Below are 19,739 nucleotides of genomic sequence, written 5' to 3' on the forward strand. Positions count from 1 at the left end.
CTGACCATCCCACGGTGGCTCTTCACGTTGACGAAGCAACACTCAGAAGCCGGAAACCACACCACTCACAGGGACGTAACCCCAGTCTCCTTGCTGTCAAAGAGCGGTAGCAAATCATCCATGTGATTATTCTCCCTGACGAGACACTGCGGCTGCCCGCTCTGTTGATTCCTGACCTGCCGGCGGTTCGCTGAACGGCGTTCTCGTATGCATTTCTTATCTTTCGCCTGGTGATGAAGCGACACGCATGGCACCAGGGATGTCCCTAGCTTCCGCTAGTTTGTGTGCGTTGCAGTATGAGCAACGTAGGGGAGGAAATTCAGCGGTGGATTCTACAGTTCAAGCGATTGTCGACAGAAACGGCTGTTGGGCTCGTTGTCGCTGGGCTCACTTTCACCTACAGCCTTGCCCAGAATCGAGGGAAACGTTTCTATAAGCGGTCAGTGCAGCTTCTGGACCTGCACGCCCGGTTCACAGCACTGGGCCCGCTTGCCGGGCACCAGTAGCGACTGGCGGAGGCCGTCGTCACGACGTAACAGCCGGTTGCGTCATCCGTCAATGAATCCACGGTGTGCTCCTTCCCGGGCTAGAGCAGCCCATTCGCCGATCAGTCTGCGGGTGCGGGGTCGATGCTCCGGATCGTGGTGGACAGCTGCCAGTAGTTCTCGACGAAGGCCGACTCGTCATCCTCGGGGTTCATCAACCAGTAGCCCCGCGCACCGATCGCGCAGCGTACGATCTCAAGGAGCGGCCGTGTCCGATCGTTCACGGTTCGGCCGGCGCCTTCGCCGGGGATTCGGGTGACCGTCATCGCGTCCAGATCGAATTCATACGTGGAACCCAACGTCGTCACAATCCAGCAGCCGCCCTCGGCGCCGGTCAGCTCCTCCGTCCGTTCGTCGGCCATCACTCGGGGCGATCTGCCGGTTGCGCGGGCACAGGATCAATGCGGACGACCGTGCTGGAACGCTGCCAGAAGTACTCAACCGTCTCAATATCGCGGCCTTCGGGATTCAGGAGCCAATAGCCGAGCTTTCCCACCCTGCACTCCACGATTTCTCTCAGCGGACGAGTGGGCCCATTCTCCGTTGGGGTGGACGAGGGATCCGGAAACCGAAACCTGTCGATGGTCATAGCGTCAAGGTCGATCCGATAGAGCTAGGTCTTGCGCGAAACATTAGTTGTCCAGGGTGTTCTGGCTTTGATCGGAGTCGCGTTTGTAATTTCAGGTAGCTGCTATCTATCGACCAGTTTGCTGCTTGGATTGCTTGGCGCTGTGGGTGGCCTGCTCATAATCCTGGGAGCGACTCTCGTTGTCCTGCGGAAGAAGCGAACCATGACCGCTCATCTGCATAAGTAGTGTTTAGCGGACGCCACTTCTCAGCGTCTGGGCAAGACAGCGAGTTCCGCCCGCAAGGTCGCAGCGGCGCTGACAGTATCCCTGAGAGTGATCGCTATTTCGATCCAGAAGGTGTGCTCTGCGATGTGATCGTCTGCCGGCCCGCATCGATCTGGAGGCAATGCCTCCAGTGAGAAGTGAACTCGAACGACGACTGTGTTGTCGCCATAGCTTTGGACGCTGAAGGCAAGGTTCGGCTCAGTGAAAGCAAGAGACGGGTCAATGCCACCGTTCTCACTCAACTGGGTGGGTGCCTCGAGCCCAGACGCAACCCGCTCAAGCCAGTCGGCGATCTCCATTGCTTCGTCGACAACCAAAGACGGATGGCGAAAGGACCACGACTGTCCTCCGGAGACAACTTCACCGGCGATGACAAGCCAGTTGTCATCCCAGTCACCACCAGTCGCCGACTCGAACTCGTATCTCACCGGACGAAGAGAGACGCGTGCGACTCCAGAGAGGTCCTTGAGTTCCATGCCAAGATCATCCCATCGCGCTCGGTGTCCGTCTGCCCGATCGGATTAACAAGACAGGTACATCGGTCACCCACCGAGCCCCTCGGGGGTGTTGCCCTTGCGCGGGTGCTTTCAGAGTGAGTGGCCCATAGTGCGGTGGAGTCACTTATCCACGGTTGGAGCGCGGCGCTAGACGGAGGTAGTCGATCAGGATACCGCCAAGAACGCCGAGCGCCAGGACCACCAGGGCTGGCCACAGCAGCACCGGGCCGGTGATGACTTCAATGTCGAAGCCGATCAAGGCGACGGCGAAAATGGCGACGACGTAGGCAAGCGCGAGGATGACTGCGGCGATCACTACGCGACTTCCGCGTGTTCGCCGCTTCACCTTAGGAAAACTCGATGCGTATTCCTCGGGCGTCCCGAACTCAGATTCTGCGGAGGTGCCGGTGGTTGATGCATGCGCGCGAACTTCTTCGAGCACCTCAGCGATCTGCGACTCCGGGGTACCGCGTATGCGCAGGTTGAAGGCGAGGTCGTGTTCATAGGTCATCGTGCGTCCCGTCGATTCGTTCGAAGAGTGGTGAGGGTGTCATTCATGCGGTTCCATGTCGCGATCGAGCGGTCGAATTCCTTCGTGCCCAGTGCTGTCAGGCCAAAGACCTTTCGTCCTGGTCCAGTTGCGTCGTGCTCCCACACGTGATCGACGAGACCTTGCTCCTCGGAGCTTCCCGATCAGCTCCATTTGTCCGGGGGACTCGAGTTGGAAGACGCCGAGGGTGCGGGTGGTGCGGAGCATTTCGTAGGTGGGGGGTGAAAAACCACCCCTTTAAACCGAGATGATGCTGAAATATTTGTCACTATCTGCCCGAGAATGACTCGTGTCGGATGGCGCGCGTCCGCGGCCAGGGGTGTGACTGAGGACCGCCTGGAAGGACACGGTTCCGGCGACCCAGCAGCCGAGACCGGTGAGCGCGGTCGGCCACCGGAAAATTGCACGGCCGCAAGAAGCCGCGGCGTGCGAACCGCGCCCACTAGTCTGTCATTCTGGAGGATGCACTACCGGATTGGTTGCGCGGGCCCGTGGACGGAGTGAAGGTCCTGTACAAGGCCGCGTTAAGGCTTTTTCTCACACAGGACGAGGCAGCGCGCAAGACGGCGTCGAATGAACTCCGACGTCTCGCGGCCGAACTCGAGGACCATCCAGTCGCCGTGGTGCACGAACTCGGCGTCCTCTTATTACGTGGCCGGCATTTTGATTGAACGGGAGAGCGCGAAGGTAGTCCAGGCGTGGTTCCAGGGCCTGACCCGGAACGTGGCGATCAGTCCCCCCTGTCCTGTTACGTGGCGAGCCGCTTGACGAAATCGGTCAAAAGGATATTTCTGCCGCTCGCTCCTTCGCTCTCCAGGCGTAGCTCGCCGGGATGAGATTCTCGGCAGCCTCTGCTGGCTGATCGGGGATACCGTCGCCGCCGTACATTGCGAACCGACCGACTCCCCAGTCCGAGGCCGCATCACAACGGCATCCGCCACCAATCACTCACGGCATCGCACCGAGGTCAGCGCCGTGGACCGAGAATGAACGCTACAGGCGTTGTGTTCGGGAGAGGACTGTCTGGACGATGACCACAATGGCCAGGAATAGGCCGCTCACTACCGACTGAACAGACGAACTGAGTGAGCCCACCTGGTTGATGAGGTTCTGGATGACGCTCAGCAGAAGCACCCCCACGACTGTGCTGATGAGGTTGCCTCGCCCTCCAGTTAGCAAAGTTCCGCCGATGACGACCGCCGCGATCGCACTGAGTTCAAGTCCCGCGCCCACGGTTGGCACACCGGATGAGGAGTATGCAGCGTTGAGGGCTCCGGCCAGGCCCGCAAACAGGCCGCTGACGACGTAGACGCTGAATTTTACACGCGCGACTGCAATACCCATGAGTGCGGCAGCGCTTTCCGACCCACCCACCGCGAGGATTGACTGGCCTCCGCGCGACCGCGTCAGAAGGACTGTTCCAACGATGATGACGACGATAGCGATGATCACCGGCCACCTGACTCCGAGCAGCGTCTCTTGGCCGATTGCTTTGAAAGAGGGGTCACTCACGATTGGAGTGTTCGACCCGGCGTTAGTCGACGCGAAGACGATACCGCGCACGCCGAGCAGGCCGGCGAGCGTGACGATGAACGGCGCCATCCCTACGTAGGCGACCAGGAAACCCTGGATCATGCCGATCACGCCGCAAGCTGCCAGTGGCAGCAGGAGTGCTACAACCGGCCCGAACGTGGAGCCGTAGGCTGCCAGCACGCCGCCGAGGGCGAAAACAGACCCTACAGAAAGGTCGATGCCGCCTGTGAGGATTACGAACGTCATTCCGGCGGCAACGATGACCAGGAACGACGACTGGGTCGCGATGTTCGAAACGTTGCTGACGGATGCGAAGGTCGGGAAGGCGATGGTACCGATGACGACGAGGAGCGCCAGCACTACTGAGGCGCCGTATTTCTGTGCTCCCAAGGCGAGTGTCTCGCGATCAAAACGCTTCGTCGTTGGAAGTCCTGCTTCGGGGACGATGACGCTCATCGGACAGCCAACTTTCCGCGCTGAATGTAAACCGCAATCAGAATGATGACGGCCTGGGTGATTTGTGAGTATGCATCCGGCACGTTGTTCTTGATCAACGTTGCCGCAATGAGCTGCAGCAGGAGGGCGCCCGCTACCGTGCCGACTACCTTGACCTTGCCGCCGGTTAGCGGCGTGCCTCCGATGACGACTGCAGTGATGGCCGATAGCTCGATGAGGTTGCCGAGTGTTGAGGGCACGGATGCCCCGAGCCTGGCGGTTGCGATGATTCCCGCGACTGCCGCGAGTGCGGCTGCGAGGATATATGTGGTCATTAGGATTCTCTTGACCGGGAGGCCCGCTAGTTCAGCTGCGCGCCTGCTCCCTCCCACGGCCACCAGCTGCTTGCCAAAAGTGGTGCGGTTCACCAGGACGGCGACAACGACCACGAGGATCATGGCGACCAGCACGCTGTACGGCACTCCAACGATTGAGTTTCGGCCGAGCGAGAGGATCGTTGGGTTGGTTACGGACTTCAGTTGTTCGTTGGCCACCACCAGGGCGATTCCTCTGCCGGCGACCATGAGCGCCAGGGTGGCAACGATGGGTTGCACGCCAATGAACGCGATCATCGCTCCGTTGGCCACGCCAATCAGGCAGCCAGCGAATATTGCCATTGCGGCGGCGGGAATGAGGCCGTAGCCGATATAGAGCGGGATGACTGCTGCCGCGAGGGCCATGACGGCTCCGCCGGAGAGGTCGATGCCTTGCGTCCCAATGACTAACGCCATCCCCAACGCCACGATCAGGACGGGAACCATCTGGATGAACTGCGTCCTGAAGTTATCTACACTGATGAAGTTCGACGTGAACGCTGCGTTGTACATGAGCAGTAGCACGATGGCGATGTACACCCCGTACTGCTGGAGATGTGCCAACGACCGGCTCTGACGTTGTGCTGTGGGTGTTACCGCTGCTTGTGTCATGGGAGTTCTTTCGTGACGGTGATGGGCTCGCCGACCAACGCCGAGAGCAGATGATGCTCAGTGACTTCGTCTCCAATGAGTTCGGTCTCGACCGAACCATCGCGGAGCACGATGACACGGGCCGAACCTTCGACGACCTCTTCGACCTCGGAGGACACCATGACGATGGCAAGGCCTTCGTCTGCCAGCTCATTGATGAGTGCTTGCACCTCGGCTTTCGCGCCCACGTCGATCCCGCGGGTGGGCTCGTCGAGCAGAAGGACTCGCGGGTTCATTGCGAGCCATCGGGCGATCATCACCTTTTGCTGGTTGCCGCCTGACAGTTCAGAGACGAGTTGGCTCGAGCTTGTTGCCTTGATACGCAACCGCTTCATGAAGACGTCGACGATTGCGTCCTGGCGTGTCCGTGAAGTGAAGCCTCCGACAGAGAGCCGGGGAAGCGCAGCTAGGACGATGTTGTCCCGAATGGACAGGTTCGGGATGATCCCTTCGGCCTTGCGGTCCTCCGGGAGCATCACGATGCCCGCTCGGATGGCGGCCGAAACTGACCCGTTCTTCACGAGGCGTCCACCGACATGGACGTGACCGTTGTCGACCTTCATGACACCGGCGAGAGCCTTCAGAGTCTCCGATCGGCCGGACCCCAGAAGGCCACCGAGCCCGACGACCTCACCGGGGCGGATCTCGAGGCTGATTCCGCTGATCTGATGCTTGCGGGTGAGGTTTGTTGCGATGAGTGTTGGTGCTTGGGAGCTCGTGCGGGCGGACCCGAACGCGGTAAGGGACTCGCGTTTCGTTTTCTCTACGGAGCGACCGAGCATGATTGACACGAGTTCGACGCGGGGCAGGTCTGCGAGCAGACCAGAGTGAACGGACTTGCCGTCCCTGAGTACGGTGACCGAGTCACACACGCGGTAGATCTCATCCATCCGGTGGCTCACGTACACGATGGCGATGCCTTGGGCGCGCAGCAACCCGATGACGCGGAACAATGTCTCCACTTCGCGAGCCTCTAGCGAGGACGTTGGCTCGTCCATGATGACGACACGCGCATCGATGCTTACCGCGCGAGCCAGTGCAACCATCTGCTGCATGCCGAGGGCGAGGCGGTGGAGCGGCCGCCGGACATCAACGTGAATGTCGTACGTGTCGAGGAGCGTGCGGGCGTCTTCGTTCAACTGCTTGAAGTCGATCAGTCCCCAACGGTCGCGGGGTTCCCGCCCGAGGAAGATGTTCTGCGCAACAGACAGGAGAGGAATGAGGTTGACCTCCTGATAGATCGTGCTGATGCCCGATCGTTGGGCATCCAGGGGGCGCGCGAACGTGGTGGTGGTGCCCCCGAGATGAAGTTCGCCGGCGTCCGGCTGATAGACACCGGTCAGCACCTTGATGAGGGTTGATTTTCCGGCTCCGTTCTCGCCCATGAGTGCGAGACTTTCACCGGGGTGAAGAGTGAAGTCGACATTGTCGAGGGCTGTGATTCCAGCGAATCGCTTGGTTACGCCGCGGGCTTCCAGGACTGTCGCATCGCGGGGGGTGCCAGTTGGTGTGATCACGCACGAGGCCTTTCTGTCGGGAGGGTGCGGGGCCGGCTGCGCACGTCGCAACTGACCCCGCGTTTATCGCTCGAGTTAGTAAGCGAGATCAACCTTTTCGGCTGCGTTCGACGGGTCGTACTCGCCGTCTTCGATGACGATGCTCTGGCTGACTGCCTCACCTGACAGGAAGCTCTTCAGCGTGGCGAATGCGAGCGGACCGAAGCGGGGGTTGGACTCGACCACACCGTTGTAGGCTCCTGCAGCTACCTGTTCGACGGCATTTCGTGTTCCGTCGATGGAGTAGATCTGGATGTCCTTACCGGGGGTCTTGCCCGCGGCGATGATGGCGGCCTGGGCGCCGAGCCCCATCTCGTCGTTGTGTGCATAGATGACCGTGATCTCAGGGTTCGCCTGCAGAAGCTGTTCAGTTACCGACTGTCCCTTGTCGCGCGAGAAGTCGGCAGTCTGCTGGGCGACGATCTCCATGTCGGGCGCCTCCGCGGCCATCTGGTCCACGAACCCCTTGAGGCGGTCCGTTGTCACGCCATTGCCCGACGAGCCCAGGAGGATCGCGATGCTGCCTTCGCCGCCTGTGCCCGCGATGAGCTGGTCAGCGGCACGCTTGCCCTGCTCGACGAAGTCAGATCCGAGGAACGTGACATAGTCGCTGCAGCCCTCCGCGTTCAGCAGACGGTCGATGGTGATGACGGGAATGTTCTTCTCGCGCGCCACCGACAGTGCTGGCTCGAGCCCGTCGGAGTTGAGCGGGGCCACGATCAGGGCCTGTGCGCCCTGCGAAATCATGTCCTGGATGTCGGAGATCTGCTTGGACAGCGTCGACTGCGCGTTCGTGACGATGAGTTTCTTTACTCCGAGCTTTGCAGCCTCGTCCTTGATGGACTGCGTCTCGGCGATGCGGAAGGGGTTGTCTTCCTTTTCTGACTGCGAGAAACCGACGACAGCGTCGGCGAGCTCGAACTTGTCCCCCTTGTAGTCCGCGAGGGCACAGGTCGGGCCATCTGAGGATTTGACGACCTGGTCAGCGCCACCGGAAGTGGCGGCTTTGCTTTCGCCGGTGTTGGTGCAGCCGGTGAGCGCGAGGGTGAGGACGGCGGCACAGGCGACTGTGCTGAAAAGCGCCTTTCGTAACGGTGTAGCGGTCATTCCATTCCCACTTTCATTGTGTGATTCCGGATACCGTCCGGGCGGAGTTTCGGGGTGTGAACGCTGGCTCGGTCAGCTTCGGACGGATTCAAGTGCGTCGAAGTCGAGGTTGACCCCATGACCGGGGCGTTCTGGAGCGACGGCGAACCCGTCGTCGATGACCATCGGTTCGTGCAGGAACGCGTCGAGTCCGAAGCCGTGGGCTTCCATGAAGGTTCGATTGGGTGCTGCGGCGAGTGCGTGAACCGTGAGGTCGTGGACTCCGTGGGAGGTCACGGGCAGGTTGTGCGCTTCCGCGAGGCTGCAAACCTTACGGAAGACGGTGTAACCTCCACAGTTGGCCACGTCAGGTTCAGGAAGCGTGACAGCGCCTGCCGTGATGTGCTGCTGGAACTCGTAGAGGGAGTGAAGGTTCTCCCCAGCCGCGATTGCGTGGTGTCCTTCTCGCACAATCCGAGCGTTACCGGCGACGTCGTCTGGGATGGTTGGTTCCTCAATCCAGACGAGCCCGAACTCCTGCATGGCCCGGGCGGCTCTAATCGCCTCGTCGACGCCCCATTTCATGTTGGCATCGACCATCAGGGGGAAGTCATCCCCGAGATGCTCCCGCATGCTCGTGACTCGGGCCAAATCGGTGCGTAGTAGCGGCCGCCCGACTTTCATCTTGATAGCGCGGAAACCCTCGGCGATAAACCGGTCAGCTTGTGCAAGCAACTGTTCGATTGGGAACTCCAGGTCGATGCCGCCGGCGTAGACGGGGACCTTCGGGTCGAATCCGCCGAACAGTCGCCACAGTGGCTGGTTCTGTCGACGCCCGTGCATGTCCCACAGTGCAATGTCGACTGCGGAGATCGCTGAGGTCGCGTGGCCACCTCGGCCCGCATAGTGCAGCATCCACCACATGTCCTGCCACAGTTTTTCTCTGTGGTCAGTTTCCTTGCCGATCAGGTGCGGTGTGAGGTAACGCTCGATCATTACCGCGACTGCAGCACCACCGTGGTTCACGGTGTACGTGTATCCGCAGCCCTCCACCCCGTCACTGTCAGTGATCCGAACCGTGATCAATTCGAAGTCCACCATGGTCCCGTGGGTGCTATCAGTCAGCTGTTGCGCCAGCGGAATGCGGTACAAGTCAGTTCGAATTTGCTCGATTTGAGGCAAGGAGGTCTCCCTGTTTCGGTACGGTCGGCGGGCAAAAAAATTAGATTCTGAGCTCGGGATAGGTTGCGGACGTGATAGTCACGGAGAGGGTCGTGCACGTGCAGTGGAGCCTCGTTCGACCGCCACGGCGTCGTGCTCGAGTACGACATCGGCGACGGCCTTGCCCTCGAGTTGGTCGACGAGCGTGTCGACAGCGAGCCTCCCAAGCTCATCGAGAGGCATCGCCATCGCCGATAGGGATGGCACCAGGTAGTTGGCCAGCGGGAGATCGTCGTTGGAGAGGACTGAAACATCTTCGGGAACTCGAATGCCCAAGTCACGGAGCGCTTTGAGCGCTCCGACCGACTGGGAGAACGTACCGGCGTACAGTGCGGTGATCCCCGGGTGCTCGCGCATCAGGAGTTCTGCCGAACGATAGCCGCCCGACTCTAGGAAGTCATCCCGCACCACCATCGGCTTCTCGGCGCCCAGATCGCTGGCCGCTTGGTCGAAGCCGCGCTCACGTTCGACCGCCGGTGAGAGCGTGTCGGTACCGGAGATATGCCCAATCTTGCGGTGGCCCCGCTCGAAAAGAAACCTGTACGCGTTCGCACTTGCGCTTGATTGGTTGATGCTCACGTTCCGTCCAGAATCGGGGACGGTGCGATTCACGAACACATGCGGCACTGTTCTCAGGCGCCCATCGGCTAGGAGAGGGTGACCCTCCCTCGATGAGGCGATGAGGAGCCCATCGACGCGTCCGGCGCTCACCAGGTCGGTGTAGTCGGACTGTGACTGCGAATCCTCACGGTCTTCAGCGAGGAGCACGACATACCCGCGTTCGCGCGCACGTTGGTACGCGCCCCGAGCTATCCGAGCGTAAACCGGGGTCGTGAGATCGGGAATCAGTAACGCCAGTGCCTTTGAGCGCGAACCCGCCAGAGCTTTCGCTCCAGCGTGCGGTTCGTAGGCCAGATCTGCGGCGAGTGCGAGGATCCGGTCTCTCGTCTCGTCGCGGACTGCGAGAGTCGGGTCTCCGCTGAGCACTCGCGAAACCACTGATTTCGTCACATTTGCGGCATCCGCGACGTCAATCAGGCGCACTCGCTGCTCTTTCGGGCTTTTCTCGGACATTGCACGCACCTTCCTCATGTCGTTGCGTTCGTCGGTCTGGCGGTTGGAACTATCGGTCAGTGGGAGGGCTTCGCGTAATCGAGGTAGACAGTCTTCCGACGCAGGTATCGCTCGAATCCGTGGGCACCGTCGTCGCCGCCGAGCCCGGAGAGCTTCCACCCGGTGTGAAACCCCTGCACTTGTTCGGGCCCGGTCTGGTTGAGATAAACCTCCCCGAACTCAAGATCGTCGGTCGCAGCCAGAGCGGTTCGCATACTCTCCGTGTACACATAGGCCGTAAGGCCATACTCTGTGGAATTCGCCCACTCGATCACCTGGTCGTAGTCATCGAAGGGGATGATCGGCAGCACGGGGCCGAAGACTTCCTGCTGGACGATGTCCATGTCGTTCGTGACGTTGGTAAGTACCGTCGGAGCGAACCAGAATCCGTCGCTGTCCTCCATACCTTCTGGTTTTCCACCACCAATTTCAAGGTGTGCACCAGCAGACACGGCGCCGTCCACGAACGACTTCACTTTGTCCCACTCCGCCTGTGAAACCTTCGGTCCCATCTGGCTCGTGTCGTCGAGCGGATCGCCGACCTTCAGGTCTCTCACCTTCGCGACGAACCGGCGCACGAACTCGTCGTAGACACCGCGCTGCACGTAAGTGCGCTCATTGCACGTGCACACCTGCCCACAGTTCCAGAACCGAGCTTCGAAGGCTTGCTGCACCGCTAGCTCTAGGTCGGCGTCGTCAAATACGATAACCGGCGCCTTGCCGCCGAGTTCCAGCGACACCGGGATAACCTTTTCGGCAGTCGCGGCGAGAATCTGTCGTCCGGCCCGGGTCGAGCCGGTCACGGTCACCATTCCGACGGACGGGTGGCGGACAATTGCGTCGCCGATGACTCGACCAGGGCCGGTGATGACGCTGATGAGGCCGTCTGGCACGCCGGCCAACTGGCACACCCGTGCCATCGCAATGGCTGAAAGGGGCGTTTCTTCACTCGGCTTCAGCACAATCGCGTTTCCGGCCATCAGCGCTGGTGCTACTTTCCGCGCGAAGATGGCGGCCGGGAAGTTCCAGGGGATGATGGCCGCAACGATCCCAATCGGTTCTTCTCGCACGATCAACTGGCGGCCGTGAGCTGAGGGAGCCACAAGTTCACCGACGTTTCGATACTTCTGACTAATTGCAAAATCAAAGAATGCCTTCACGCCGCCGATCTCGCCTCGCGCCTCGGTGATCGTCTTTCCCTGTTCGGCGACCACGATCTGCGCAAGCTCCTCGTGGTGTTCCGACACAATTCGAACGACAGACTCCAGCACTGCGCCGCGTTCGGCGTAGGTTTTACGCGCCCAGTTCTTCTGCGCATGGCGAGCGACCGACAGCGTCTCTTCGAGATGTGCAGCTGTTCCTTCCGGAACGGTGGCGATCTGCTTTCCTGTCGACGGGTTCGTCACCGGTCGTGCGGCTTCGGTCCGCGTCCATTGGCCTCCGATCAGCATTGCGGGTGAGCTGGAGAGGAGGGAATCTTCACTGAAGAGAGTGCTGGTCATCATTGGCCTTTGTCGATAGTTGTTCAGGGTCTGAGCGGGGCGGCGCGGCGCGGCGCGGCGCGTTAGCTCATGACAATTCCGCCCTCTACGTTGTACGTCTGGCCAGTGATGTAGTTGGAGCCGGACCCGGCCAGGAAAATGGCCAATGGGACGACATCTGAGGGGACCGAAGTGCGACCGAGCGGAATTCCGGCTGCCGCGTCGCGGAATGTTTCTCCTTCGGACTTACCGGTGATCTCGCCGAACTGCTTGTCGACCTCTTTCCAGTACGGTGTGTCAACGATTCCGGGTGCCATTGCATTCACGTTGACTCCGTAAGGGGCCATGGCCATGGCAACAGACTGAGTGATTGAGATGACGGTGGCTTTCGATGCACAGTATGCGGCGACGAGAGCCTCGCCGCGGCGCCCCGCGATGGAAGCCATGTTGATGATCTTTCCGCTCTTCTGGGCACGCATCGGTTCACACGCTGCCTGCGTCAGGAAGAACAATCCGCGTACGTTCACGCTGAAGATGCGGTCCCACTCCGCCGCAGTCGTCTCCCAAACGGGCTTGATGAGTCCGATGCCTGCGTTGTTGACCAGGATGTCAAGCGAACCGTGTTCAGCGACGATGGCGTCCACAATTTCCTTGGATTGGACCTCGTCAGCCACATTCAGCGATCGGGCAGATGCTGACCCGCCTGCAGCCGTGATCTCGGCGACGACTGCCTGTGCGCCTTCCACGTTGAGATCAGCGATCACGACGTGGGCGCCTTCGGCTGCGTAGCCGAGGGCCATGGCCTTTCCCATACCTGATGCAGCCCCGGTGATCAATGCAACCTTGCCGTCGAGTTTCGTCAATCGTCTTCTCCTTTGAAGTGGCTGGGGTTTGAACCGGCTCTGTGAGCCTTCCAATGAAAGCTAGCACTAGAAAACCGGTTTTCTTTTGGTATACATTACGGCGAGAAGCTTTTTTGTCAAATCATTTCGCTCAGATTGGACAGCATGAAGATAGTCATCACGGACTGCGACCATCCGCAGACAGCCGAAGAAACAGCTGTGGCTCGGGCGCACGGCGTCGAACTGGTTCTCGCCCAATGCCGCACCGAGGACGATGTGATTGCCGCCGGCAGGGACGCGGACGGCCTGGTTGTTCAATATGCGCCCATCACGGAAACCGTGCTTGCGGCACTGCCCCAGCTGAAAGCCATTGGCCGCTACGGGGTCGGTTACGACACCGTGGACGTGCCGGCAGCCACAAGGCACGGTGTGGCGGTGTGCAACGTTCCGGACTATGGAACCGAGGATGTCAGCGATCACGCGATCGCTCTGGCGGTCAGCCTGGAACGCGGCATCGTACGGTTCGACAGGCAGGTGCGTCACGGCAATAGCCGGATCGATGACCTACGACCGCTTCACCGCATCAGCACCAGGGTTTTCGGAGTCGTTGGCCTCGGTCTCATCGGATCCGCCACCGCCCGCAAGGCCCGTGGACTGGGCTACACCGTTATTGCGCATGATCCCGCACTTCCCGTTGATGGAGTCAGCAGTGAGGGCATCCCACTCGTTGGCTTGGACGAGCTGTACGCCACCGCCAACGTCGTGTCCGTACACGTGCCACTAAACGACGCCACCCGGCACCTCATAGATTCTCAGGCGCTCGGGAAGTTCTTGCCCGGAGCGATTCTCATCAACACCTGCCGGGGCGGCGTCGTCGACACGGATGCGGTCGTGGATGCGCTGGCGAGCGGTCGGCTGAAGGGCGCGGGGCTGGATGTTTTCGAGGAAGAACCCGTGCCGGCGAACAGCCCCTTGCTGCACGCGGAAAACGCCGTGCTCACCCCCCACGTCGCGTGGTACAGCGAGGAGTCATATAGCGAGTTGAAGACTCGCACCATCGAAAATGTCATTGAGGTGTGCGCCGGTCGCACCCCCCGCAACATCCTCAACGGGGAAGTCCTGGTATGACCAACTCATCATCATCAGCCGCAAAGAATGAAATGAAAGCTGCCGTGTGGATCGGCCCCGACTCCCTCCACGTGCGCACAGTCCCGATGCCGACCGTGCCATGGGGCCACGCCCTGGTGAGAATCGAACTCACCGGGCTGTGCGGTACGGACTTCAGTATCCTTCACGGAACCCATCCGCGGGCCGCCGCGCCCGCGATTCTCGGGCATGAGATCACCGGAATAGTGGAAACAGCAAGCGAGGGTAGCCCGGCTGTCGGCACTCGCGTTGCCGTGGAACCGCTGGTCACCTGCGGGTCCTGTGGCCCATGTAAAGCCGGGAACTCACACGTCTGCACGAAACTGAGGCTGCATGGAATCGACTCGCCAGGTTCACTCGCGGAATATGTCGCCCTTCCCGTGGGGTCACTGATTCCGATTGACGCGCGTGTTCCCTTGCGTGAGGCGGCGTTGGCGGAACCACTTGCAGTGGCGGTGCACGCGGTGCACCGATCCGGGCTCGCGGGCGGTGAAACAGTGATGGTATTCGGTGCCGGGCCGATCGGTATCCTGACGGCCCTGGTGGCACGCAACGCGGGAGCCGGGCAGATCCTGATCTCGGAACCGAGCGAGGAGCGACGGCTCGTCGCTGCAGACCTGGGCTTCGAGACAGTGCCGGGCAACGCTGACCCCGTAGAGTGCATCCTTCAGTCAACGGAAGGCGCGGGCGCCGACATCGTTTTCGACTCCGCAGCCCACCCCTCGGTGGCCGCTAACTTGGCCAAGAGCGTGCGTGTGCTCGGAACGATCGTTCTGGTCGGGGTCTACAAGAAGCCCGCTGAGGTCGATCTCCAGGCACTGACATTTGCCGAGAACACCGTCGTTGGTGTGCGTGTCTACACCCGCGCTGACTTCGAAGAAGCCGTTGCGCTGATCGAATCGGGGGTGCTTGGACTGGAACGCATCCCTGTCGAGGTGTTTCCACTCGATCACGTCGCGGAGGCCTTCGAGCGGGCCATGGCGGCATCGGGCTGCCTGAAGGTATTCGTCAGTTCACAAGAGGCGGTGGCATCATGAGCGCATTCGACCTGACCGGTAAGACCGCCGTGGTAACCGGAGCCTCTCGGGGCATCGGATTGGCAATTGCATCAGGCCTTGTTGGTGCCGGTTCTGATGTCATCGCCCTGCAGCGTGGCGACATTCCAGAGTCTCTGCTGAGCCTGGCTGCCGCGACGGGGCGCCGTGTCACGCGAATCAGCGTGGACCTGTCGGAGAGCGAGTCAATCGCCGAAGCGATCAGCGTCGTCCTCGCCTCAAACCACGTCGATATTCTGGTCAATAACGCCGGCACTCAGGTGCGGCACGATGCCGTGGCGTTCCCCCTCGAGGACTTCGACGCAGTGATGAACGTCAACCTCCGCGCAGTCTTTCAACTGTGCACAGGATTCGGCGCCGCCATGCTGGAGCGGGGCGAAGGAAAAGTCATCAACCTAGCTTCGCTCCTCTCTTTCCAAGGCGGACTGCGTGTTCCCGCATATGCGGCGTCCAAAGGAGCCGTCGCTCAATTGACCAAGGCACTGTGCAACGAATGGGCGGCTCGCGGAGTCAACGTCAATGCGATCGCTCCGGGCTACTTCGCCACAGAAATGAATTCCGCCCTCCTGGCAGATGAAGAACGTAGCGAGCAGATCTCAGCGCGGATTCCGGCCGGTCGGTGGGGAGCTGCCGACGATATCGCCGGTGCGGCGATTTTCCTCGCCTCACGCGCATCGGATTACGTCCACGGTGTGGTCATTCCGGTCGACGGCGGATGGATGGCACGATAGTGAATATTCAGAGGCCCGCCGTTTCCACCCTGCTCGCCGCGACACCGGTTCTGGCCGTGCTCAGGGCAAGTCATGCACGTGAGTACGCGCCCGTGATCGAAGCACTCGCCACAGGCGGTGTGCGGTCGATTGAGCTGACGCTCAGTACCGAGGGTGTGGTCGAAGAACTACCCGCACTGCTCGCCCGCTTCGGCGGAGACGTTGAAATCGGTGTTGGCACGATCGTGGACGTCGCCCAGGCGGTGGAGTGTCTAGATCTGGGCGCGCAATTCATTGTGACTCCTACGACGAATCCTGACGTCGTGCGCGCTTGCGTCGACCGGGGTGTTCCTGTATTTCCCGGTGGAATGACTCCGTCAGAGTTGTTTTCGGGCTGGCAGGCAGGCGCCACGGCAGTGAAAGTGTTCCCAGCTTCAAGAGTGGGGATTGGATATCTCAGCCTGATTTGGGGACCCTTCCCGCGGATGGAGATCGTCCCTTCCGGCGGTGTAACCCTAGAGGAGGCGCCTGCGTGGATCGCGGCCGGGGCCTGTGCCGTGAGTCTAGGAAGCCCTCTTCTAGGGGATGCGTTCTCGGGTGGCGATCTCGGCGCACTCGCGGAGCGAACCAGGACATTGACCGGAAGCGTCCTCGAGGCCGTAGCTGCACGCTTGTCGGTGCGAGCATGATGCGAGACATTGACGTTGTCACCCTGGGCGAAACCATGGCGCTCATCAAGGCGAACGCCACGGGTTCTCTCGCGCATCAATCGGCCCTTGGCTTGTCTATTGGTGGCGCAGAGAGCAATTGCGCTATTGCTTTGCGCCGTCTCGGCACGTCTGTGACCTGGATCGGTCGTGTCGGCGCTGACAGCCTAGGGGAGCGAGTGCTCCGGGAGTTACGCGCTGAGGGGGTGGTCGTGCACGGCATCATCGACCCGATCGCCCCAACGGGGCTCATGATCAAGGAACGACGAACCGCAGATTCTATCAAGGTCGTGTACTACCGCTCGGGTAGCGCTGGTTCACGGCTCTCCCCCTCGGACGTCGATACGGTGGCGATCTCATCGGCAAAAATTCTGCACGTCACCGGCATCACCGCCGGGCTCTCCGCATCAGCGGCTGACGCAGTTGATTTCGCCGTCTCATGCGCGAAGGAGGCCGGCACCTTGGTCTCATTCGATTACAACTACCGTTCGGCTCTGTGGGCACCTCCGGCAGCCACAGCGGCCTTCCGCCGCCTCACCGAGCAGGCGGACCTGGTATTCGCCGGCGATGATGAAGCCGCGCTTGTCGTAGGCCCGGGAACTCCACGCGACCAGGCATCAGCTCTCGCTGAACTCGGACCGCGACATGCCGTAATCAAGCTCGGAGCACGCGGATCCGTCGCCCTTATCCATGGGGAGTACTTCGAACAGCCGGCCATCCCGGTGCGCGCGGTTGACACTGTGGGCGCGGGTGACGCCTTTGTCGCAGGCTATCTTTCTGACCTACTGCGCGGGGTGACCCCGGAGGAACGGCTGCTGACAGCCGCGACCGTCGGAGCTTTCGCGTGCACGGTCGAAGGTGACTGGGAAGGCAACCCAGTCAGGGACGAGCTGGGCCTGTTACACGCCGTGGAGAATGTGCGTCGGTAGGGAGAGAAATGTCGGCGCGGCTCGTGACCGTGCAGGCGCATTGGGGTCCTTGGGCACCGTCCAGACAGACGTGCACGTGCATTGCCCATAGAGGGTGTCCGCGGCCGGGGCCCATGCCCACTATTGAGGTCCGCCATCCCTGGGTAGCGGAGCTAGTCCTACGAGTCATCGACTGACTGTTGACGGTGCGGGAAGAGGCTTGGCTCGCCGTCCGTCCCGGACAATTCCTTTACAGCTCCACGTCGTCAGGCGGCATCGACGTCGGCACGATCGGGGCGGTTGTGTCCTTGCGGCGATGGAGGTGTCCTTGGTCGGGATCGCAGTTGCGGAAGGGCCCGTTACCTGTGTCGAAGATGACGGCGGTATGGCGGTCCCAGTGGTTGATCCACCACGACGACACGGCGCCGGCGTCGCCGTCCATGACGCTGGCGTCAGCTTGCATGCTGGCCTGCCAGAGGGCCTTAAACCGGGCAACGACCTCCGGGTGCAGCCACCATTGGGCGCACCACGGAGTCGGTTTGGTGCCGACGACCTCGACGGTGGCGAGGTGACGGGTGAGCCAGTCGAGGAACATTTGGCGTACGTCGACCGCGGCCTCTTCAGGTCTGACGAGTTGTCGTCGTCATACCCAGCCATGGGCCGCAACCTCCGCTGCAGCGGTGTCGTCCGGCACGGCGATAGGCGTCGGTGCGAGATTCGGTGTCCTGGTCGCGATGCGGTTGATCGTGGTGGTGAGGGTTTTGTCGCGGAACCAGGGGACGGTATTGACCACGATGGGTCGGCATTTAGAGCTGAAGACGATGGCACGCCATTCGAGGAGGGAGCCGAGGGTGGCGATGTTGAGGGTGCTGACCTTGCGTTGGCGGGCCGATTGCTGCGACTCCGATCACGCGTAAGAGCATGCGAAAGGGGCCTCCTCACGTGCCGCGTGGAACCCGCTGCGGCCAGGTGCAGCGTCCTGGTGGCGGATCTTGAGGCCAACAACGGCTGCGCGCGTAGTGTGTCCGACATGGACGACGATTTGGGTGTGCCGAACTGCGAACGATGCCTGGTGCCCATGATGATCGAGGGCGCAGATGAAGGCCCCTCCTGGTGCTGCCCCGAGTGCCGCATCGTTCGGCTCGCTTGACGTCTCTTACAGCGATGGTGCTCAGTAGGTGAAGGGACGATTTCATTGCAAACGGGGCCGGGGGAGAGCTAGTTTCAACGGCATGTGCGGCAGATACGTGGTTCCCAATACGACAGACGATCTGCTGAGCCTCTTCGACGCCACCGGCGCCAACGCCGCCGACTGGCGACCCTCGTACAGTGTTGCCCCCACGGACCCGGCACCTATCGTGCGCGAATGGACCCGTGACGAAACAGTGCAGCGGGACGTGGACTTGGCGTTTCGCGCCGGGTACTGGACTTGGACCCGCAACAAGGCTCCGCCGTGTTTCGAGGCTGGCCGTGGCGGGGTTTTCCTGTTTGGCAGGACTCGCTACATACGTGCGAGCAGCTGAGCTTTCTGCTGTTGAAATTCTTCCTCAGACAGAATGCCTTTGTCCCGTAGTCCTGAGAGGCGTTCAATCTGCTCGATGGGGTCAGCCACCCTAGGCGTATCCGCAGTGCTTGTAGCAGGCTTGTCTTTCAACTCGCGGAACTTGCGTGCGATGCCGTCACCCTGTCCGTGCCCGAGGGTCGTGATGACCGCCGCGGTTCCTGAGTGTGTGATCGTGAGCGTCTCGCCGCCCATCTTTTTTCCGAGCGACATCGCGCCGATGGAGCTGAGGGAGAAATCTACGAGGTCTTCTGCCATCAGGCTCTTTTCGAGAAACAGAAGCCGTCTGTCAGTCAGAGCCACGATCCCCGTCTTGTTCGAGAGCGTCCCTACGCCGATGGCGTGCACCTTTTCACCCCCGTCCAGAATGTTCGCGAGGTGGCGGATCTCTTTCCGACCGAATATCTTTAGCGCGACCTTCGACACCGCCTCTGGGATCCCATGGTCGTAGAGCGATCCTTCCGGGAGGCCTTCGGCGATCGTTACGAGGTGTTCGTAGTGTTTGTTTCCCAGCCCGTCCACGGCCCACAGAATGTCAGTGCCGGTGGCCGTGGGGGTTATGGTCCCTGTTATCGTCGCGGCCCAACGGTTCTTCATCATCGCCCTTGGTACGTCGATGACAATGGAGTCTGAGCTCGCGGAGACTACGCTGAAATCTGTCTTCTCGACGGCGGCGCTCAACAGAGGCAACGCCGTCTCTGGGGAGCTGAGGAAAGTCCAGTGAACCGTTCGGATGATTGTAGCCATAGGCCAAATTCTAGGGGCAATCAAGGGCTTGCGATTCAATCTTAGCTTGGAGGGCGCCCTGTGGCAACGACATCGAGCGAGGGGCCCTGGATAGAGGAATGGCTCAGCATTGGCCGGTTCTCCACCTACCTCGCGGCCGCCGGCCGATCTCGCTCACGAGCGCTTGA

The 19,739-nt window shown here is 61.1% G+C and carries 20 protein-coding genes and 1 pseudogene; 6 read left to right on the top strand and 15 right to left on the bottom strand.

Features of this window, described 5'->3' with window-relative positions:
* Positions 1-607 precede the first annotated feature (607 nt).
* The 13 genes and pseudogenes from CXY82_RS01150 to CXY82_RS01205 all read right to left on the bottom strand — a co-directional run bounded on the left by CXY82_RS01150 (position 608) and on the right by CXY82_RS01205 (position 12,759).
* Positions 608-907 carry a hypothetical protein gene (locus tag CXY82_RS01150; protein WP_104169317.1) on the bottom strand — a complete coding sequence of 100 codons (300 nt, stop codon included), beginning with the start codon at positions 905-907 and terminating at the stop codon, positions 608-610.
* Positions 907-1,041 carry a hypothetical protein gene (locus tag CXY82_RS18230; protein ID WP_255408557.1) on the bottom strand — a complete coding sequence of 45 codons (135 nt, stop codon included), beginning with the start codon at positions 1,039-1,041 and terminating at the stop codon, positions 907-909. The genes CXY82_RS01150 and CXY82_RS18230 overlap by 1 nt, the downstream gene beginning before the upstream one ends.
* Positions 1,042-1,380: 339 nt before the next feature.
* A complete protein-coding gene (locus tag CXY82_RS01155) occupies positions 1,381-1,875 on the bottom strand; it encodes a hypothetical protein (protein WP_104169318.1) in 495 nt (164 codons plus the stop codon).
* A gap of 145 nt (positions 1,876-2,020) precedes the next feature.
* On the bottom strand, positions 2,021-2,407 hold the full coding sequence (locus CXY82_RS01160; RefSeq protein WP_104169319.1) for a hypothetical protein: 387 nt from the start codon (positions 2,405-2,407) through the stop codon (positions 2,021-2,023).
* 171 nt (positions 2,408-2,578) lie between these two features.
* Positions 2,579-2,665: pseudogene (locus CXY82_RS18445) on the bottom strand (hypothetical protein); the annotation flags it as partial.
* Positions 2,666-3,439: 774 nt separating this feature from the next.
* Entirely contained in the window at positions 3,440-4,369 is a 930-nt protein-coding gene (locus tag CXY82_RS01170) for an ABC transporter permease (protein WP_233199101.1), read from the bottom strand.
* Between the two features lie 62 nt (positions 4,370-4,431).
* Positions 4,432-5,328: an ABC transporter permease gene (locus CXY82_RS01175; RefSeq protein WP_199180837.1), complete on the bottom strand. Its 897-nt coding sequence runs from the start codon at positions 5,326-5,328 to the stop codon at positions 4,432-4,434.
* 68 nt (positions 5,329-5,396) lie between these two features.
* Entirely contained in the window at positions 5,397-6,956 is a 1,560-nt protein-coding gene (locus tag CXY82_RS01180) for a sugar ABC transporter ATP-binding protein (protein ID WP_104169323.1), read from the bottom strand.
* Positions 6,957-7,031: 75 nt separating this feature from the next.
* Positions 7,032-8,102 carry an ABC transporter substrate-binding protein gene (locus tag CXY82_RS01185; protein WP_104101764.1) on the bottom strand — a complete coding sequence of 357 codons (1,071 nt, stop codon included), beginning with the start codon at positions 8,100-8,102 and terminating at the stop codon, positions 7,032-7,034.
* Positions 8,103-8,174: 72 nt separating this feature from the next.
* Positions 8,175-9,182, bottom strand: coding sequence for a mandelate racemase/muconate lactonizing enzyme family protein (locus CXY82_RS01190; protein ID WP_104169332.1), 1,008 nt, complete (start codon positions 9,180-9,182; stop codon positions 8,175-8,177).
* A 159-nt stretch (positions 9,183-9,341) separates the two neighbouring features.
* Positions 9,342-10,394, bottom strand: a complete 1,053-nt coding sequence (locus CXY82_RS01195; RefSeq protein ID WP_104169324.1) for a LacI family DNA-binding transcriptional regulator — start codon at positions 10,392-10,394, stop codon at positions 9,342-9,344.
* Positions 10,395-10,432: 38 nt separating this feature from the next.
* Positions 10,433-11,920 carry an aldehyde dehydrogenase family protein gene (locus CXY82_RS01200; protein ID WP_199180838.1) on the bottom strand — a complete coding sequence of 496 codons (1,488 nt, stop codon included), beginning with the start codon at positions 11,918-11,920 and terminating at the stop codon, positions 10,433-10,435.
* Between the two features lie 59 nt (positions 11,921-11,979).
* On the bottom strand, positions 11,980-12,759 hold the full coding sequence (locus CXY82_RS01205; RefSeq protein ID WP_104169325.1) for a glucose 1-dehydrogenase: 780 nt from the start codon (positions 12,757-12,759) through the stop codon (positions 11,980-11,982).
* A gap of 144 nt (positions 12,760-12,903) precedes the next feature.
* On the opposite strand from CXY82_RS01205, the gene CXY82_RS01210 reads away from it, so the two are divergent.
* Genes CXY82_RS01210 through CXY82_RS01230 form a run of 5 tightly spaced genes read left to right on the top strand, consistent with a single transcriptional unit; the run spans position 12,904 to position 17,285 of the window.
* The gene (locus tag CXY82_RS01210) at positions 12,904-13,866 is read left to right on the top strand and encodes a C-terminal binding protein (protein ID WP_104169326.1); all 963 of its coding nucleotides are present in this window, start codon (positions 12,904-12,906) and stop codon (positions 13,864-13,866) included.
* Positions 13,863-14,921, top strand: a complete 1,059-nt coding sequence (locus tag CXY82_RS01215; RefSeq protein WP_199180839.1) for a zinc-binding dehydrogenase — start codon at positions 13,863-13,865, stop codon at positions 14,919-14,921. Before CXY82_RS01210 ends, CXY82_RS01215 begins: the two co-directional genes overlap by 4 nt.
* Positions 14,918-15,670: an SDR family oxidoreductase gene (locus CXY82_RS01220; protein WP_304481761.1), complete on the top strand. Its 753-nt coding sequence runs from the start codon at positions 14,918-14,920 to the stop codon at positions 15,668-15,670. Before CXY82_RS01215 ends, CXY82_RS01220 begins: the two co-directional genes overlap by 4 nt.
* Positions 15,670-16,338 carry a bifunctional 4-hydroxy-2-oxoglutarate aldolase/2-dehydro-3-deoxy-phosphogluconate aldolase gene (locus CXY82_RS01225; protein WP_233199103.1) on the top strand — a complete coding sequence of 223 codons (669 nt, stop codon included), beginning with the start codon at positions 15,670-15,672 and terminating at the stop codon, positions 16,336-16,338. Before CXY82_RS01220 ends, CXY82_RS01225 begins: the two co-directional genes overlap by 1 nt.
* The gene (locus CXY82_RS01230; protein ID WP_255408558.1) at positions 16,338-17,285 is read left to right on the top strand and encodes a sugar kinase; all 948 of its coding nucleotides are present in this window, start codon (positions 16,338-16,340) and stop codon (positions 17,283-17,285) included. The genes CXY82_RS01225 and CXY82_RS01230 overlap by 1 nt, the downstream gene beginning before the upstream one ends.
* Positions 17,286-17,514: 229 nt before the next feature.
* Here CXY82_RS01230 and CXY82_RS01235 read toward each other — a convergent pair whose 3' ends face one another.
* A complete protein-coding gene (locus tag CXY82_RS01235) occupies positions 17,515-17,859 on the bottom strand; it encodes a DUF4913 domain-containing protein (protein WP_104169330.1) in 345 nt (114 codons plus the stop codon).
* A 637-nt stretch (positions 17,860-18,496) separates the two neighbouring features.
* Here CXY82_RS01235 and CXY82_RS18450 point away from each other — a divergent pair.
* Positions 18,497-18,787: an SOS response-associated peptidase family protein gene (locus tag CXY82_RS18450; protein WP_370443661.1), complete on the top strand. Its 291-nt coding sequence runs from the start codon at positions 18,497-18,499 to the stop codon at positions 18,785-18,787.
* Here CXY82_RS18450 and CXY82_RS01245 read toward each other — a convergent pair.
* Positions 18,766-19,572, bottom strand: coding sequence for an SHOCT domain-containing protein (locus CXY82_RS01245; RefSeq protein WP_104169335.1), 807 nt, complete (start codon positions 19,570-19,572; stop codon positions 18,766-18,768). The two genes, CXY82_RS18450 and CXY82_RS01245, sit on opposite strands and share 22 nt — an antisense overlap.
* Between the last annotated feature and the right edge of the window lie 167 nt (positions 19,573-19,739).

This window comes from Cryobacterium sp. M23 (assembly GCF_002929655.1).
Lineage (GTDB): Bacteria > Actinomycetota > Actinomycetes > Actinomycetales > Microbacteriaceae > Cryobacterium > Cryobacterium sandaracinum.

Coding starts and splice junctions, on each gene's coding strand:
- CXY82_RS01150 (WP_104169317.1), bottom strand. CDS start 907: ATGGCCGACGAACGGACGGAGGAGCTGACCGGCGCCGAGGGCGGCTGC.
- CXY82_RS01155 (WP_104169318.1), bottom strand. CDS start 1,875: ATGGAACTCAAGGACCTCTCTGGAGTCGCACGCGTCTCTCTTCGTCCG.
- CXY82_RS01160 (WP_104169319.1), bottom strand. CDS start 2,407: ATGACCTATGAACACGACCTCGCCTTCAACCTGCGCATACGCGGTACC.
- CXY82_RS01185 (WP_104101764.1), bottom strand. CDS start 8,102: ATGACCGCTACACCGTTACGAAAGGCGCTTTTCAGCACAGTCGCCTGT.
- CXY82_RS01190 (WP_104169332.1), bottom strand. CDS start 9,182: ATGGTGGACTTCGAATTGATCACGGTTCGGATCACTGACAGTGACGGG.
- CXY82_RS01195 (WP_104169324.1), bottom strand. CDS start 10,394: ATGAGGAAGGTGCGTGCAATGTCCGAGAAAAGCCCGAAAGAGCAGCGA.
- CXY82_RS01200 (WP_199180838.1), bottom strand. CDS start 11,920: ATGATGACCAGCACTCTCTTCAGTGAAGATTCCCTCCTCTCCAGCTCA.
- CXY82_RS01210 (WP_104169326.1), top strand. CDS start 12,904: ATGAAGATAGTCATCACGGACTGCGACCATCCGCAGACAGCCGAAGAA.
- CXY82_RS01215 (WP_199180839.1), top strand. CDS start 13,863: ATGACCAACTCATCATCATCAGCCGCAAAGAATGAAATGAAAGCTGCC.
- CXY82_RS01220 (WP_304481761.1), top strand. CDS start 14,918: ATGAGCGCATTCGACCTGACCGGTAAGACCGCCGTGGTAACCGGAGCC.
- CXY82_RS01230 (WP_255408558.1), top strand. CDS start 16,338: ATGCGAGACATTGACGTTGTCACCCTGGGCGAAACCATGGCGCTCATC.
- CXY82_RS01235 (WP_104169330.1), bottom strand. CDS start 17,859: ATGTTCCTCGACTGGCTCACCCGTCACCTCGCCACCGTCGAGGTCGTC.
- CXY82_RS18450 (WP_370443661.1), top strand. CDS start 18,497: ATGTGCGGCAGATACGTGGTTCCCAATACGACAGACGATCTGCTGAGC.
- CXY82_RS01245 (WP_104169335.1), bottom strand. CDS start 19,572: ATGGCTACAATCATCCGAACGGTTCACTGGACTTTCCTCAGCTCCCCA.